Origin of the sequence: Bacillus mycoides (assembly GCF_001757995.1) — a bacterium.
Taxonomy (GTDB): domain Bacteria; phylum Bacillota; class Bacilli; order Bacillales; family Bacillaceae_G; genus Bacillus_A; species Bacillus_A mycoides_B.
Map to the genome: position 1 here is coordinate 276,865 of NZ_LXLV01000070.1, position 14,599 is coordinate 291,463.

At 36.5% G+C, this 14,599-nt stretch carries 11 protein-coding genes; 8 read left to right on the forward strand and 3 right to left on the reverse strand.

The annotated features are described in order from the left end of the window. The first annotated feature begins 69 nt into the window (after positions 1 to 69). The 6 genes from BWGOE10_RS25880 to BWGOE10_RS25905 all read left to right on the forward strand — a co-directional run bounded on the left by BWGOE10_RS25880 (position 70) and on the right by BWGOE10_RS25905 (position 9,159). Positions 70 to 1,998 carry an LTA synthase family protein gene (locus tag BWGOE10_RS25880; RefSeq protein ID WP_070145520.1) on the forward strand — a complete coding sequence of 643 codons (1,929 nt, stop codon included), beginning with the start codon at positions 70 to 72 and terminating at the stop codon, positions 1,996 to 1,998. Positions 1,999 to 2,462: 464 nt separating this feature from the next. Further along, entirely contained in the window at positions 2,463 to 3,347 is an 885-nt protein-coding gene (locus BWGOE10_RS25885; protein ID WP_081338223.1) for a D-amino-acid transaminase, read from the forward strand. Between the two features lie 210 nt (positions 3,348 to 3,557). Then, positions 3,558 to 5,261: an SH3 domain-containing protein gene (locus tag BWGOE10_RS25890; protein WP_070145522.1), complete on the forward strand. Its 1,704-nt coding sequence runs from the start codon at positions 3,558 to 3,560 to the stop codon at positions 5,259 to 5,261. Between the two features lie 373 nt (positions 5,262 to 5,634). Beyond that, positions 5,635 to 6,846: a NupC/NupG family nucleoside CNT transporter gene (locus BWGOE10_RS25895; protein WP_070145523.1), complete on the forward strand. Its 1,212-nt coding sequence runs from the start codon at positions 5,635 to 5,637 to the stop codon at positions 6,844 to 6,846. A gap of 259 nt (positions 6,847 to 7,105) precedes the next feature. After that, on the forward strand, positions 7,106 to 7,861 hold the full coding sequence (locus BWGOE10_RS25900) for a diguanylate cyclase (protein WP_070145524.1): 756 nt from the start codon (positions 7,106 to 7,108) through the stop codon (positions 7,859 to 7,861). Then, a complete protein-coding gene (locus BWGOE10_RS25905; protein ID WP_070145525.1) occupies positions 7,858 to 9,159 on the forward strand; it encodes a glycosyltransferase family 2 protein in 1,302 nt (433 codons plus the stop codon). Before BWGOE10_RS25900 ends, BWGOE10_RS25905 begins: the two co-directional genes overlap by 4 nt. Before the next feature lie 158 nt (positions 9,160 to 9,317). Here BWGOE10_RS25905 and BWGOE10_RS33765 read toward each other — a convergent pair whose 3' ends face one another. After that, positions 9,318 to 9,452, reverse strand: coding sequence for a hypothetical protein (locus BWGOE10_RS33765; protein ID WP_002159835.1), 135 nt, complete (start codon positions 9,450 to 9,452; stop codon positions 9,318 to 9,320). Between the two features lie 269 nt (positions 9,453 to 9,721). After that, positions 9,722 to 11,239, reverse strand: coding sequence for a glycine betaine transporter OpuD (gene opuD, locus BWGOE10_RS25910; protein WP_070145526.1), 1,518 nt, complete (start codon positions 11,237 to 11,239; stop codon positions 9,722 to 9,724). Between the two features lie 677 nt (positions 11,240 to 11,916). Here opuD and BWGOE10_RS25915 point away from each other — a divergent pair. Continuing rightward, positions 11,917 to 12,786 carry a cell wall-binding protein EntA gene (locus BWGOE10_RS25915; RefSeq protein ID WP_070145527.1) on the forward strand — a complete coding sequence of 290 codons (870 nt, stop codon included), beginning with the start codon at positions 11,917 to 11,919 and terminating at the stop codon, positions 12,784 to 12,786. An 84-nt stretch (positions 12,787 to 12,870) separates the two neighbouring features. Further along, positions 12,871 to 13,173 (forward strand): DUF3910 family protein, encoded by a 303-nt coding sequence (locus tag BWGOE10_RS25920; protein ID WP_070145528.1) that lies wholly within the window; start codon positions 12,871 to 12,873, stop codon positions 13,171 to 13,173. A 45-nt stretch (positions 13,174 to 13,218) separates the two neighbouring features. Here BWGOE10_RS25920 and BWGOE10_RS25925 read toward each other — a convergent pair whose 3' ends face one another. Continuing rightward, complete coding sequence (locus BWGOE10_RS25925; RefSeq protein ID WP_070145529.1) at positions 13,219 to 14,598, reverse strand: zinc ribbon domain-containing protein; 1,380 nt, start codon at positions 14,596 to 14,598, stop codon at positions 13,219 to 13,221. Between the last annotated feature and the right edge of the window lies 1 nt (position 14,599).

The window sequence follows — 14,599 nt, forward strand, 5'->3', positions numbered from 1 at the left end:
ATGTATTTTTTATTTTAACATTTTTCGCTCCAAAATCGACCAAGCCTGATAGAGAAAGGGTGGAAATGAATGAAAGAAACCATGAAATCACAATTTCAAAATGTGCGTTTCACTTTATTCGTAGCTTTGGCCGTATGGCTAAAAACCTACATCATTACACGCACAAGCTTCGATTTAAAACTTGAATCTTTTATGCAAGAATTCATTTTATTCATTAGTCCATTAGCAGCATCATTACTGTTTGTGGGTCTTGCATTATTTGCAAAAGGGAAAAAACGTAACTATATAGCACTAGGAATTAACTTTATCTTAACGTTTATCCTTGTTGGTAACGTAATGTTCTACGGATTCTACAATGACTTCGTTACTTTACCAGTACTAGGACAAACATCTAATTTCGGAAGTTTAGGTTCTAGTGTGAAAGAATTATTTAACTTCAAAATCATCCTTGCATTTGCGGATATTATCGTATTCTTCGTTCTATTGAAGAAGAAGAAAAATTTTGCACCGACAGAGCGTGTAGCACGTCCGATGCGTTCCCTATACTTCGTGTCAACAGTTGCTATTTTCTTCGTAAACCTAGGATTTGCAGAAGCTGAGCGTCCAGAACTATTAACACGTTCATTCGACCGCGTTATGCTTGTTAAAAACCTAGGATTATATGTACACCAAGCATACGATCTTGGCTTACAAGCAAAATCAAGTTCACAAAAAGCGTTTGCTGATAGTAGTAAATTGCAAGAAGCAGAAAACTATGTGAAAACAACACAAAGTAAACCAGATCCAAATATGTATGGTACTGCAAAAGGGAAAAACGTAATTGTTGTCTCTCTTGAATCATTACAAACATTCTTAATTGGTGCGCAAGTTAACGGACAAGAAGTTACACCATTCTTAAACCAATTTGCGAAAGAAAGTTATTACTTCGATAACTTCTTCCATCAAACTGGGCAAGGTAAAACATCTGATGCTGAATTCTTAGTAGATACTTCACTATATCCACTAGACCGTGGTGCTGTATTCTTCACACACGGTAACAACGAATATACAGCAACTCCAGAGATTTTGCGTCAGCAAGGATATCACACATCAGTATTCCACGCGAATAACGCAACGTTCTGGAACCGTAACATTATGTATCCGGCACTTGGTTATGATCGTTACTACAACGAGCTTGACTACAAAATTACGCCAGAAACAAAATTAAATTGGGGATTAAAAGATATCGAATACTTCGATCAATCTATCGATATGTTAAAAGAAGTGAAGCAACCGTTCTATACTCGCTTCCTTACTTTAACAAACCATTACCCATTCACTTATGATGACAGTACGAAATTAATCGATGAATACAATTCTGGTGATGGCGTATTTGACCGTTACATGGTAACTGCTCGCTATTTAGACGAAGCAATGAAACACTTTATTGAGCGTCTAAAAGCAGAAGGTATTTACGACAACTCAGTTATCGTATTCTACGGTGATCACTATGGTATTTCTGAAAACCATAACCGTGCAATGGCACAGTTCTTAGGAAAAGAAGAAATCACTACATTTGACCATATGAACTTACAAAAAACACCGATGTTTATTCACGTTCCAGGTCAAAAAGAAGGTAAAACAATTTCAAAACCAACTGGTGAAATTGACATTAAGCCAACAATTCTAAACTTACTTGGTGTAGATTCTACGAATCAAATTCAATTCGGTCATGATGTATTCTCACCAGAAAATAAAGGATTCGTTGTTCTTCGTGACGGTAGCTTCGTTACAGATAAGTACATGTACACGAACAGTACATTCTACGACCGTAACACTGGCGAAGTTGTACAATTACCGAAAGAAGAATCTCAACCACTAATTGATCGTGCCCAAAATGAATTGAACATGTCTGACAAAATCATTGAAGGTGACTTACTTCGCTTCTCTGAAAGTAACAAGATCAAAACTGGTGAAGTAAAGACAGCTATTAAAGAAGAAAAGAAGAGCGCTGAGTAATCTCAGCCTCTTTTTTTATTTTCTGCTATCCTTCCTCTCCTATTCATTAACTTTAAAATTACATAACCTTCACCGAATATTTACACTACATTAATGAAGTATCTTTATAATGAAATATGTAAACGAGGTTTCACATATTTCTTATCTCTCATCTGTAATAAGATCCCTTAGAGAAATATGTGCACCATTTGTTTTCAACTTTCTTATAATTGTCTTACTAAAACTTTTAATAAGACGATGTCCCTACGAAAGATAGCTACCCTCCTTGTGCAGCATTCAATACGAATGTTGCTTTTTTTATTTCAAAAAGCAGGATTCTTATTTCTCATTTTCGAATTTGTATATACAAAATGCTATAAATCACTACTACTTCTCTATAATTTTCAAATACATATACGTCATATGAAGAGAATTGCTCACATAAAAATAACTAGAGTGCTTTTTATTCATGTACTAACGAAAGGATGGGACAAAAATTGGCATACGAAAAATTTGTACTATGGAATGATGCAGTTATTGATACAACAAAACATCAGGCGTACATAGAACTTGAAGAAAGGGGCTTACAATTTGGCGATGGTGTCTATGAGGTTATTCGCCTATATAAAGGGAACTTTCACTTATTAGATCCGCATATCACAAGGTTATATCGCTCCATGGAAGAAATAGAATTATCACTTCCTTTCTCAAAAGCAGAGCTTATTATCCTACTTTACAAACTAATTGAAAGTAATAATTTCCACGAAGATGGTACTATTTATTTGCAAGTATCTCGTGGTGTACAAGCCCGTACCCATGCATTCTCATATGACGTCCCTCCGACAATCTATGCCTATATTACAAAGAAGGAAAGACCAGCTTTATGGATTGAATATGGTGTACGTGCTATATCAGAACCAGATACGCGCTGGCTACGCTGTGATATCAAATCTTTAAATTTATTACCCAATGTATTAGCTGCTACAAAAGCTGAACGCAAAGGTTGTAAAGAAGCCCTTTTCGTACGAAACGGTACTGTGACTGAGGGGAGCTGTTCTAATTTCTTTCTTATAAAAAGTGGAACTCTTTACACACATCCAGCCAATCACCTTATTTTAAATGGCATTATTCGTCAATATATCCTTTCCTTAGCGAAAACCCTTCGTATTCCTGTACAAGAAGAACTGTTCAGCATTCGAGATGTTTATCAAGCAGCTGAATGCTTCTTTACGGGAACGACTATTGAAATTTTACCGATGACCCACCTTGATGGAACTGCAATTCAAGATGGTCAAGTTGGCCCTATCACAAAAATGCTACAAAAATCCTTTTCTCAAAGCTTGTTACAATCCAACATGTCATCTTCTTAAACACGAATAATTTCTATTCTCTCTACATCCAACATATGTATTTAAATAAAAATCAAGGTGTAGATTTATACCTTGATTTTTTCTTGTAATCTTTTTGTCATATTCAGATTCCCGCATAAGTCTTGACAGTAATCGACATGCTCTTTAGAATTTTTAACAGTTGGTAAATATTTCTTCACTACATTACAGACAGAAAGGAATCGACAAATTATGAAAAAATACCTTGCCGGTCTTGCGGCAGTGTCTGTAGCAGGAGGAGCAGCACCTACACTTGATAGCGTTCAAGCTGCCCCAGAACAAAACACACAAAAAGCTGCTACACAAACTGTCCAAGCTTCCGCATCAAACAACTCATCTTATAAGGTAACTGCTGACGTATTACATGTTCGTGCAGGATCTAGCACTTCTCATGACATTATCTCTCGTGTTTATAACGGTCAATCATTAAACGTGATTGGCGAAGAAAATGGTTGGTTCAAAATTAACCTAAATGGGAAAACAGGTTATGTGAGTGGTGAATTTGTATCAAAAAATGGAGCAACAACAAATAACAATGTAAGTACAGGCGGAAACAATAAAGTTACTGCTGATGTATTACGTGTTCGCACAGCTCCTAACACTTCTAGTGCTATTTCAGGCCGTGTGTATGAAGGACAAACTTTAAACGTTATCGGTCAAGAAAATGGCTGGGTAAAAATCAAACATAACGGACAAGTAGGTTATGTGAGTGGCGAATTTGTATCTGGCATTTCTTCAAATGGAGGCCCTACAAACAATAACGACCAAACAAATGTACAGCCAGCAAGCGGAAACTATACAGTAAACGTATCTTCCCTTCGCGTTCGTACAGGTCCTAGCACTTCTCATACAACTATAGGTTCTGTGAAAAAAGGACAAGTAGTACAAGTTGTAGGCGAAGTTCAAGATTGGTTCAAAATCAATTATGCAGGACAAACAGCTTACTTAAGCAAAGACTACGTAACAAAAGGCGGTTCTAACGAAAACGCCACGCAAGGTAACAACCAGGAACAAAACAATAATGTAACTGTTCAAACTGGTGGCACTTACGTCGTTAACGCAACATCATTACGTGTTCGTACGGGCCCTGCTACTTACCATAGCGTAATTGGTGGCGTATTAAATGGTACGAAATTAAACGTAGTTGGATCTGAAGGTAGCTGGTTTAAAGTTAATTATCAGGGAAAAACAGGCTACGTTAGCAGCGAATTCGTAAAATTCGTTAAAGGTGGCACTACTACTCCTGAACAACCTGAGCAACCTAACCAAGGTGCAATTGGCGACTACTACATTAATGCTTCTGCACTAAACGTACGTAGCGGCGAAGGTACAAATTATAGAATCATAGGCGCACTTCCACAAGGACAGAAGGTTCAAGTAATCTCTGAAAACTCTGGATGGAGCAAAATTAACTACAATGGTCAAACTGGTTACATCGGAACACGTTTCCTATCTAAAACACCAGTTGGGGGCGCAGTAGATAATAAGCCTAATGAAAATCAAAACAACAACAACAATACAAGCAATAATAGCGGTGACAGTTCTTCTATACTTGCATACGCGAAATCTATGCAAGGCGTGCCATACGTTTGGGGCGGTTCTTCTGCTAACGGCGTTGACTGCAGTGGTTACATCTACCACGTATTTAAGAAATTTGGTCATAACATTAGCCGTCAAAGTGTTGCTGGATATTGGAGCAGCTTACCACAAACTTCAAGCCCACAACCTGGAGACTTAATTTATTTCAAAGACACTTATAAAGCAGGTCCTTCTCACATGGGTATCTACCTTGGGGGCGGATCATTTATCCAAGCTGGAGATAAGGGTGTAGCAATCGTTTCATTAAGTAACTCTTATTGGAGCAAGCACTTCTTAGGTTATACGAAAGCACCTTAAGTTATAGTTTCAGAGTCTTCTAGTTTACTAGAAGGCTCTTTTTTAAAGGGTTCAGGGTTCAATATATTAATCCTCTTTTATTCTCTCTCTACGAAAAAATTATGTGTTCGTTCTCCTATTTCATACACTATATTCTATGAAAATTGTCCATAGCGTTATCATAATGAATATGTTTCCATAAAAAAACATAACCTATTTCATGTCTATTCATTTAATATGTGTTTTTTTAAAGAATTTTCTTTCTATTTAAACTTTTCAATAGACGTTTGACCTCTGATGTCCATTATGATAAGTTACTTAAGATGTTATATTTGCAGAAGTATAGACAACTGTTTTATACACTTTTTTACTATGAGGAAGGAGCATACACTGCATGAATCTTTTATGGGGAATTGGCGGCGTGATTGGAGTATTAGCAATTGCTTTCTTATTATCTTCCAACCGCAAAGCTATTAATTGGCGCACAATTTTAATCGCGCTAGCATTACAAATGACATTTTCATTTATCGTATTACGATGGGATGCTGGAAAAGCAGGCTTAAAAGTTGCTGCTGACGGCGTTCAAGGATTAATTAATTTTTCTTACGAGGGAATTAGGTTCGTTGCTGGGGATTTAGTCAACGCAAAAGGCCCTTGGGGATTTGTTTTCGTAATTCAAGCACTACTTCCAATTGTATTTATTAGTTCATTAGTTGCAATCTTATATTACTTAGGTATTATGCAGAAATTTGTTAGTATCATTGGTGGTGCATTAAGCAAACTTCTTGGAACTTCTAAAGCAGAAAGCTTAAATGCAGTAACGACTGTATTTTTAGGACAAACAGAAGCACCAATTTTAATTAAACCATACTTAGCACGTTTAACTAATAGTGAGTTCTTCACTATTATGGTAAGTGGTATGACAGCTGTTGCCGGATCAGTTCTTGTCGGCTATGCAGCGATGGGCATTCCATTAGAACATTTATTAGCAGCAGCAATTATGGCAGCTCCATCAAGTCTATTAATTGCAAAACTAATTATGCCAGAAACAGAAAAAGTAGATAATAATGTTCAACTTTCAACAGAGCGTGAAGACGCAAACGTTATCGATGCAGCTGCACGCGGTGCATCTGAAGGTATACAACTTGTTATTAACGTAGCAGCAATGTTAATGGCTTTCATCGCATTAATCGCTTTATTAAATGGCTTATTAGGATGGATTGGTTCTTGGTTCGATATTAAACTTAGCCTTGATTTAATCTTTGGTTACTTATTATCACCATTTGCAATCTTAATCGGGGTTTCACCGGGTGAAGCTATACAAGCAGCAAGTTTCATCGGCCAAAAACTTGCAATCAACGAATTCGTTGCATATGCAAACTTAGGACCACACATGGCAGAATTCTCTGCAAAAACAAATATGATTTTAACATTTGCAATCTGTGGTTTCGCAAACTTCTCTTCTATCGCAATTCAATTAGGTGTAACAGGAACGTTAGCTCCTACTCGCCGTAAACAAATTGCACAATTAGGGATTAAAGCAGTTATCGCTGGTACACTAGCGAATTTCTTAAACGCAGCTGTTGCAGGTATGATGTTCCTATAAATTCATGTAAAGTCTCCTCTTTAAAAGAGGAGACTTTTTTATATACTATAAATATAATTTTTTATATATTAAACACTTTATATATATATACAGACAATATACTGTACTAATTAGTATGTCTGTTTATTTTTTCTTGTAAAAGAGGGATACTATTTGATGTATCTCGCCCCAAAAAGAATTCTAGCTACATGTTCCATTCCTTAATAATTGTGCATACTACAAATATCCCACGCGAATTATCTTTAAGGAGGAATGTTTCGTGAAAGATAAGTCCTATAAAGCCCTCTCTATGTGGATTTTACAAATTCTATTTTATTTTACTACTGTACATGTGACGAAATATGAGCACGCGCTCATTTTTACAATTATATATGTCATCATAAATGTACTATTCCTATTTTTAGCTGATAAAACAGCATTTGTTTTCTTTATACTGGGAACCATTATTTCAGTATTCTATTTATTTTATGAAGCGTGGCTTCACTTATGGAGTCCATCAGATCAATGGGAATATATTATTACCCACTTCCTGATAGCAGCTAACTTCTTCATTGTTTATATTTCAACCCATCTATTAAAAAAGGTTATTCTTGAAAATAGAGATTTAATTGAACGAGTGAAAGTGTTGGAGCAATACATTGGAGAATCCAAATTATTAACAAGACAAGAATTCGAAAGACGACAAGCATTATTAACAACTGCAATGAATCGTCGTAATGAAACAGGCATTATCATTTACTTCGATTTCATTTCCTTTAGTAAATACACGAAGGAAAGTGTCATGGATCGTGTAGCTTCATTATTAGTTGAAACGGTAAGAAATGACTTTGACCTTGCCGCTGAATATAACAGCAATACATTGGTCATTTTACTACAAAACACAAATGAAGCCGGTGCTGATATTGTTATGAATCGCCTACAGCCAAAAATGAAAAAATGGCTTGCAGCTGAGGCAATCCAAGATATAAAAATTTCGCAAGAGCAAATTGGAGAAAAAGGACAGACATTATTATGATGACACTCGTTATACTCCTTTTATTCCTTCTGTTCTGCGTACTCGTTTTTTGGATCAGCATCACATTTTCAATTAAATATGTACTTATTTTTACTGCCTTTCTATTCTCAGGCCTACTCGTTTACTACTCTCTCTTAACACTCGCGGGCTTAATTCATCGAAATAGTAAACGAAAAGATCGTACGCTAGAACATTATCCAAGCGTAGATATTTTAATACCTGCCCATAATGAAGGGGTCGTTATTAAAGATACATTAGAAGCGATGGCAAAGATTGAATACCCAGGCAAACTAACCGTTTATTTATTAAATGATAACTCTCAAGATGAAACACCAGAAATTGGAGATGATTTCGACAAAGCTTATGCCCATATTCGTCACATTCGTGTACCATCTGGCGAACCGAAAGGAAAATCACGTGTATTAAACTATGGTCTTAGCATTTCCGATGGTGAATATTTCTGTGTATACGATGCAGATAATCAACCTGAACCACATGCTTTACGAATGCTCGTAGAACATGCTGAAACAATTGAGGATGCTGTTGGAGCAGTTGGACATGTTCGTACCGTAAATGAGAAAAGAAACTGGCTTACACGAATGATTTCATTAGAATTTCAGATTTTCCAGCTCCTTATGCAGTCTGGACGCTGGTTACTATTCCAAACAGGATCACTGACAGGAACAAACATGCTCCTTCGTCGCTCTGCATTAGAAGAACTTGGTGGCTATGATCCTTATGCAATTGCCGAAGACGCTGAGTTAACATTACGAATTACACAAAAAGGCTATCTCTTACCAATCGTCCCGGAATCGATTACATGGGAACAAGAACCTGAGCATTTAAAGATTCTTATTAAACAGCGTACACGTTGGCTCCAAGGAAATTTATACATTTTAGAAAAAATGTTTTCTTCTTTAAGCTTCTTTAAAGGGAAACTTCTCGTCCATTCCTTACAGCAAGTTTTAGTGTATGTTGTATTTTGGCTATTTCTAATCATTTCAAACGTTTGGTTTGTAATTGGACTACTCGGGATATTCCAAATTCAATATAGCATTCCGTTACTATTTATGTGGTACGTCGCATATATTACATATGTTTCGCAATTATTTAGTGCCCAGAGCGTCGAACGAACCTTTACACCAACCAACATTTTCATTAGCGTCATTATGTACTTTACGTACGCACAGCTCTTTACGTATTTATTTATTCGCAGCCTCATTCTTTACTTACGTGCAAAGAGCAAGAAACAAGTAATCGGTTGGGATAAAACAGTACGATTCAAAAAAGAAAAATAGAACTTGTTTCATTAAAAAATAAGCACAGAGCGCCGTATGCTCTGTGCTTATTTCTTACCGTAATACTATATATCAGACAATACCCCTTAGCTGAAAGTTATTTCACGTCCATCCCCCAACGAACGATCGAACTTCATTTATATACGAAAAAGTGACTGCTATTTTTGTAGAACCAATTGCTTCTCTTGATGCTCTTTACGAGTTTCAGCCTTTAGTTCCGTGCTTTCCTGGACATTTCGATGTGCCACACGTTTCAAACAAATATGCTTCCACTTTCTTTCGTAACGTTTCATTATTCTAGATGTCCCCCTTGAATGCGCTTAAAAACCATTTGAAATCGCTTACAGGAAATAATATAGCACATATGCATAAAAGTGACAACACATTTCCGACAATTTTATGTCAAAAATATGAATATATTTTATACAATATCGAACTTTGTCGAAATATATCAATTTTCCTTTTTAAAACTGCTTATATCCACACTTTTTCCTAATCTCTTACTCTATAACAAAGGCGCATGAAAAAAGGAGCTGATATAAAATCAGCCCCTTTCCTTCTATTATTTATGTTCCTTCATACGTCCTTCTTTTTGCAACTCTTTAAACAGCGCTGCAATCATAAAGAAAATAACAAATACGAACGGGAAGGCCGCAATAATCGATGCAGTTTGCAGCGCCTCTAATCCACCAACATACAATAAGGTCGAAGCTATTGCCGCTAAGACGATACCCCAAACCATTTTAATGCGATTTGGTGGGTTTAAACTACCATGTGTCGTTAACATCCCTAGAACAAACGTAGCAGAGTCTGCTGATGTAATAAAGAATGTTGAAATAAGTAAAATGCCTAACACACATAAAGCCGGTCCCATACTACCCATCTGGTCTAACATAGCGAACAATCCTACTTCTGTACCCATCTCTTTAATTTGTCCATATATATTTGCTCCGTCGAATAGCTCCATATGAATACCTGTTCCTCCGAAAACAGAGAACCAGAGCGCACCGATCACTGTCGGTACGAGTAACACACCGATAACAAACTCACGAATTGTACGTCCGCGTGACACACGAGCAATAAACGTACCCACAAATGGTGACCATGCAATCCACCATGCCCAATAGAAAATTGTCCAAGACTGAATCCATTGATTGCCACCTTCGTTTAACGGGCTTAAACGGAAACTCATACTTGGCAATTCTTGAATGTATGAACCAATTGTTGAAGTGAAATAATTCATAATAAAGTTTGTTGGACCTGCAAATAATACAATTATCATAAGTGTAAACGCTAAAATAATATTCGCATTACTTAAATATTTAATCCCTTTATCGAGTCCTGTTTGTGCAGATAACATATAAAGAACAGTTACAATTCCGATGATTACTAACTGTGTCGTTAATGAGTTTGGAATGGATGTTAAATAACTAACACCACCCGCAATTTGCTTTGCCCCAAGTCCTAATGATGTCGCCACACCAAATACTGTCGCAAATACAGCTAAAACATCAAACATATGGGCAATACGGCCATGTTCACCGCCCTTAAATAGTGGACCCACTGTCGCACTAATTGTACTTGCCCTTCCTTTTCTAAATGTAAAGTACGCAATACATAATGCTACAAGTGCATATAATCCCCACGGATGTAAGCCCCAGTGGAAAAATGAGAAACGCAGTGCAAGACGTGCACTCTCTTCAGTTGCACCCTCTCCAAACGGAGGTGTGTATAAATGATTCAACGGTTCCGCAACGCCCCAGAAAACCAAACCGATTCCCATACCCGCACTAAATAACATGGAAAACCATGTCATATAACTATAATCAGGTTCATCATCATCTTTACCTAAACGAATCGAACCGTACTTGGAAACAATTAAAAAGATCGCGATCCCTAAGAAAATAGAAACGGAAATAATATAGAACCATCCAAACTTACTAACTAACGCAGCTTGAATTGCAGTCGTTACATTTCCTAAGCTACCTTTTCCAATAATAGATTCGGGAATAATCCCCCAAATTGTAAATGCAATACATAATGTTAATGAGACAATAAATGTTTTCGTCAGTTTCCTCATCAAATCCCCCTTCGTATGTTTCATTTCTTTGTAAAAAATCACAAATTCCGATATGTTAAATCGGATAGAAAACTACAGTTTTGCGGCGGTTTTCTTTCGATTCTTTCACTATCGCCTTCACCAATTAGAATTCTTATGGACAGCCTTACCTTCCGTATAACCTTTTCACTCTGCAAGAGCTCCGAAGTTGAAATACTGCTGTCAAATTGTGCGAGAAAAATGTGGATAGGAAGAAATCCCCCCAAAAAAGATGTGTTACAGTCGTAAAAAAGGGTAGTTTCTTTCCTCACAACCCTTTCTTCTTGTAACAATTATGCGGTTTTTTTGCTAGTATATAGCGCGTGTTTATAACTTCACAAACAAAATGTTTATGTTTATATAACTATATTACCCATAAAACGGTAAAATACTCAAGGAATGTAACGGTATAGTAATCATTACGTAATACTCTTGTAATGTTTTTATTTACGCCGAAAAAAATATGTTGCATTAAATATTTTGAATATAACTAGAAACCTACTAATTATATGGAATGAAAAACGCTTTCCTATATTTCTCGCTATATTACAAAGTGTTAACGACTTATTACGAATGGTTTGTAATTGTGTGTTTTCCCAAAATCCGAAAAAATCTGTTGCTATAATGAGGACACGAAAACAAACGCAATGGAGGCTATCATGAAAAAATTAATTGGTATAGCAACAGCAGCAGTTTTTGGTCTTGGGATTTTCACATCATCTGCAAGCGCAGAAACTGTTGTAACAACAGACGTACTAAACGTACGAGAAAACCCTACTACTGAATCAAAAGTTGTCGGTAAATTACTAAATGGTCATAAATTAGATGTTCTAAATACAGAAAACGGATGGTCAAAAATCAAATTAGATGGTAAAGACACATTCGTAAGTACAGAGTTTACAAAAAGCTCTTACTACGTAACAGCTAACGTATTAAATGTACGTGCTGAAGCGAACACGAACTCTGAAATTCTTGGAACGCTGAAGAAAGACGATATGATCGAAACAACGAACCAAGTACAAAATGAGTGGTTACAATTTGAATATAACGGAAAAACAGCTTACGTTCATGTTCCTTTCTTAACAGGTACAGCACCTGTTATTGAAAAACAAGCAACGCCTGCTAAAGCTGAAGCTCCTGCTAAGGCTCAAGCACCCGCACCAGTAAAAACAGCTGCTAAGCCTGCTGTGAAAGCTGCTGAAACGAACGAACCTTCTGGTGGTCGTGAGTTAACAGTTGTAGCTACAGCATATACAGCTCACCCGAGCGAAAACGGTGGCACATATGGCGGCCGTGTATTAACTGCAATGGGTCATGACCTAACAGCGAACCCAAACATGAAAATGATCGCTGTTGACCCGAAAGTAATCCCATTAGGATCTAAGGTATGGGTAGAAGGTTATGGAGAAGCAATCGCTGGAGATACTGGCGGTGCAATTAAAGGTAACCGTATCGACATTCTACTTGGATCAGATAGCGCTTCTCAAAAATGGGGCCGCAAAACTGTTAAAGTGAAAATTTTAAAATAACCAATGACTGCTAAATTACAGCCGGTTCTCTTTATTGAGAGCTGGCTTTTATTTTTTTATAATATATATAAGGAGGTTACGTCCATGAATTTACAAGCAAAAGTAGACTGGGTCGGTACACCAAAACCGTACATATATAAAGATGATGTGACATATGATGCCATCGCAATTGACTTCTCACTCACAAACGATGACAACCGCTATAAATTAATTGTGCTCAACTATGAAGAAAATACGCATTACAAAATCGTACAATATGGAATAAAACCGGGTTCTCAAAAACCATTCCCTATCGATATTCCATTCGAGCGAGAAATGCTAACGCTAGTTGAACAAATAGTAAATGATCCATATGTACAAGCGATATTAAAGCAAACACGCTCCTAATCGCAAAAAAGACTATCTCAATTACAAGAGATAGTCTTTCTTATATTAACGAGTCGGACCAGATACTTCCTCTGATTTCAGCGTATTATTTGCTCCAAGAGAATGGTACAACATCTTGCCATTTCCATTAACAGTAACGATATGTTCATTATTAAAGCTTTTGAACTTTACAGATCCATCACCGTAACGAATATGATATTCTTCATACGTTGTTACTTTATATTTCGTTTCACTTTGACGTTCTACATTACGAATTTCCATCGTTAATAAATCTTCTGTAATTCCTTTTTTGTGTAGATATTGCAAGTAATCACGGTCTTCTTTATACGATTTACCGCTCTTATCATAATCATTTTCAATTAAGCTAAAATCATTTAATGAAATTGCACGCACGTTATTATAAATATGATTTTGTACAAAATCTCCAACCGCTGAACTAGAAGCTTCTTTTGGGAAATTTAAGTAATATGTACTTTGATCTCCAACTTTAATACTTTCAGATTTCATCACACCAAATTCAGCGTTTTTCTCTAAATGTACTTCTACCGTTTCATCCGTCGGTACAGGACCAAGTTTATAACTTCCGTAATTTAACTTTCCGCGTTTCTTGCCATTAACAAATACAGTTGCATCGCTTTCATCAGACGAAATAGTTACATAATTTCCTTCAAGTGATAAATCCACTTCTACTGTCCCATTCTTTTCATCTGCTAAATCTACTTCTTTCTCTGTTTCTAATTCAGTAAGTTCTGTCTTCGCTGTTGCCTTTACAACATAAGTACCCGGGAAGTATGGACCTAGTTCTTTCGAAGTTTTATCACTAGAAAGCGCTGTTTCTTTTTTATCATTCACATATATTTCAGCATTCTTTGCAGTTGTGCTAACACTCATGTAATACGATTTCATGCTGAACTTATACTTCGGATATAAGAACCACTCTTTCCCGTCCTCTACAATTTGCCCATCTTTAAAAGATGCTTTATCACTTGCTAACTTTTGATCTACTGTCTCTCTTTGCAAATATGATAACAGTTCTTTATTATAGGAAGGATTTTCTTTTAAATAACGGATATACGCCTTAATATCTTCTGTCTTAACCTTTAAGGTTGGATCGTCTACTTTCAAAATCTCATCGATTGCATTCACATCTTTATTTTGGAATGCCTCGATCATTGCATTTACTTGCTTTTCCTTCGAAAACTTGCTTGCACCGAATTTATATGCGCCAAACAAAATAGCAAAAACAATGACAAAACCTATAAGTAAAAACATGTTTTTCTTACTTTTCACTGGCTTTATTTCTCTCCGCATTTCTGAATGAGCAGAAGCTGTTTGATCAGCAATTTCTTCTACTTTACTTCCGCAATCAGGACAAAAGTTCAATTGCCCTGCAACTTGTTTATTGCATGTTCCACAAAACTTCAAG

Excerpts from the sequence above, each read along its gene's own strand:
- BWGOE10_RS33765 (WP_002159835.1), bottom strand. The coding sequence starts at position 9,452 with ATGAAACGTTACGAAAGAAAGTGGAAGCATATTTGTTTGAAACGTGTG.
- BWGOE10_RS25890 (WP_070145522.1), top strand. The coding sequence starts at position 3,558 with ATGAAAAAATACCTTGCCGGTCTTGCGGCAGTGTCTGTAGCAGGAGGA.
- opuD (WP_070145526.1), bottom strand. The coding sequence starts at position 11,239 with ATGAGGAAACTGACGAAAACATTTATTGTCTCATTAACATTATGTATT.
- BWGOE10_RS25880 (WP_070145520.1), top strand. The coding sequence starts at position 70 with ATGAAAGAAACCATGAAATCACAATTTCAAAATGTGCGTTTCACTTTA.
- BWGOE10_RS25885 (WP_081338223.1), top strand. The coding sequence starts at position 2,463 with ATGGGACAAAAATTGGCATACGAAAAATTTGTACTATGGAATGATGCA.
- BWGOE10_RS25895 (WP_070145523.1), top strand. The coding sequence starts at position 5,635 with ATGAATCTTTTATGGGGAATTGGCGGCGTGATTGGAGTATTAGCAATT.
- BWGOE10_RS25905 (WP_070145525.1), top strand. The coding sequence starts at position 7,858 with ATGATGACACTCGTTATACTCCTTTTATTCCTTCTGTTCTGCGTACTC.
- BWGOE10_RS25920 (WP_070145528.1), top strand. The coding sequence starts at position 12,871 with ATGAATTTACAAGCAAAAGTAGACTGGGTCGGTACACCAAAACCGTAC.
- BWGOE10_RS25915 (WP_070145527.1), top strand. The coding sequence starts at position 11,917 with ATGAAAAAATTAATTGGTATAGCAACAGCAGCAGTTTTTGGTCTTGGG.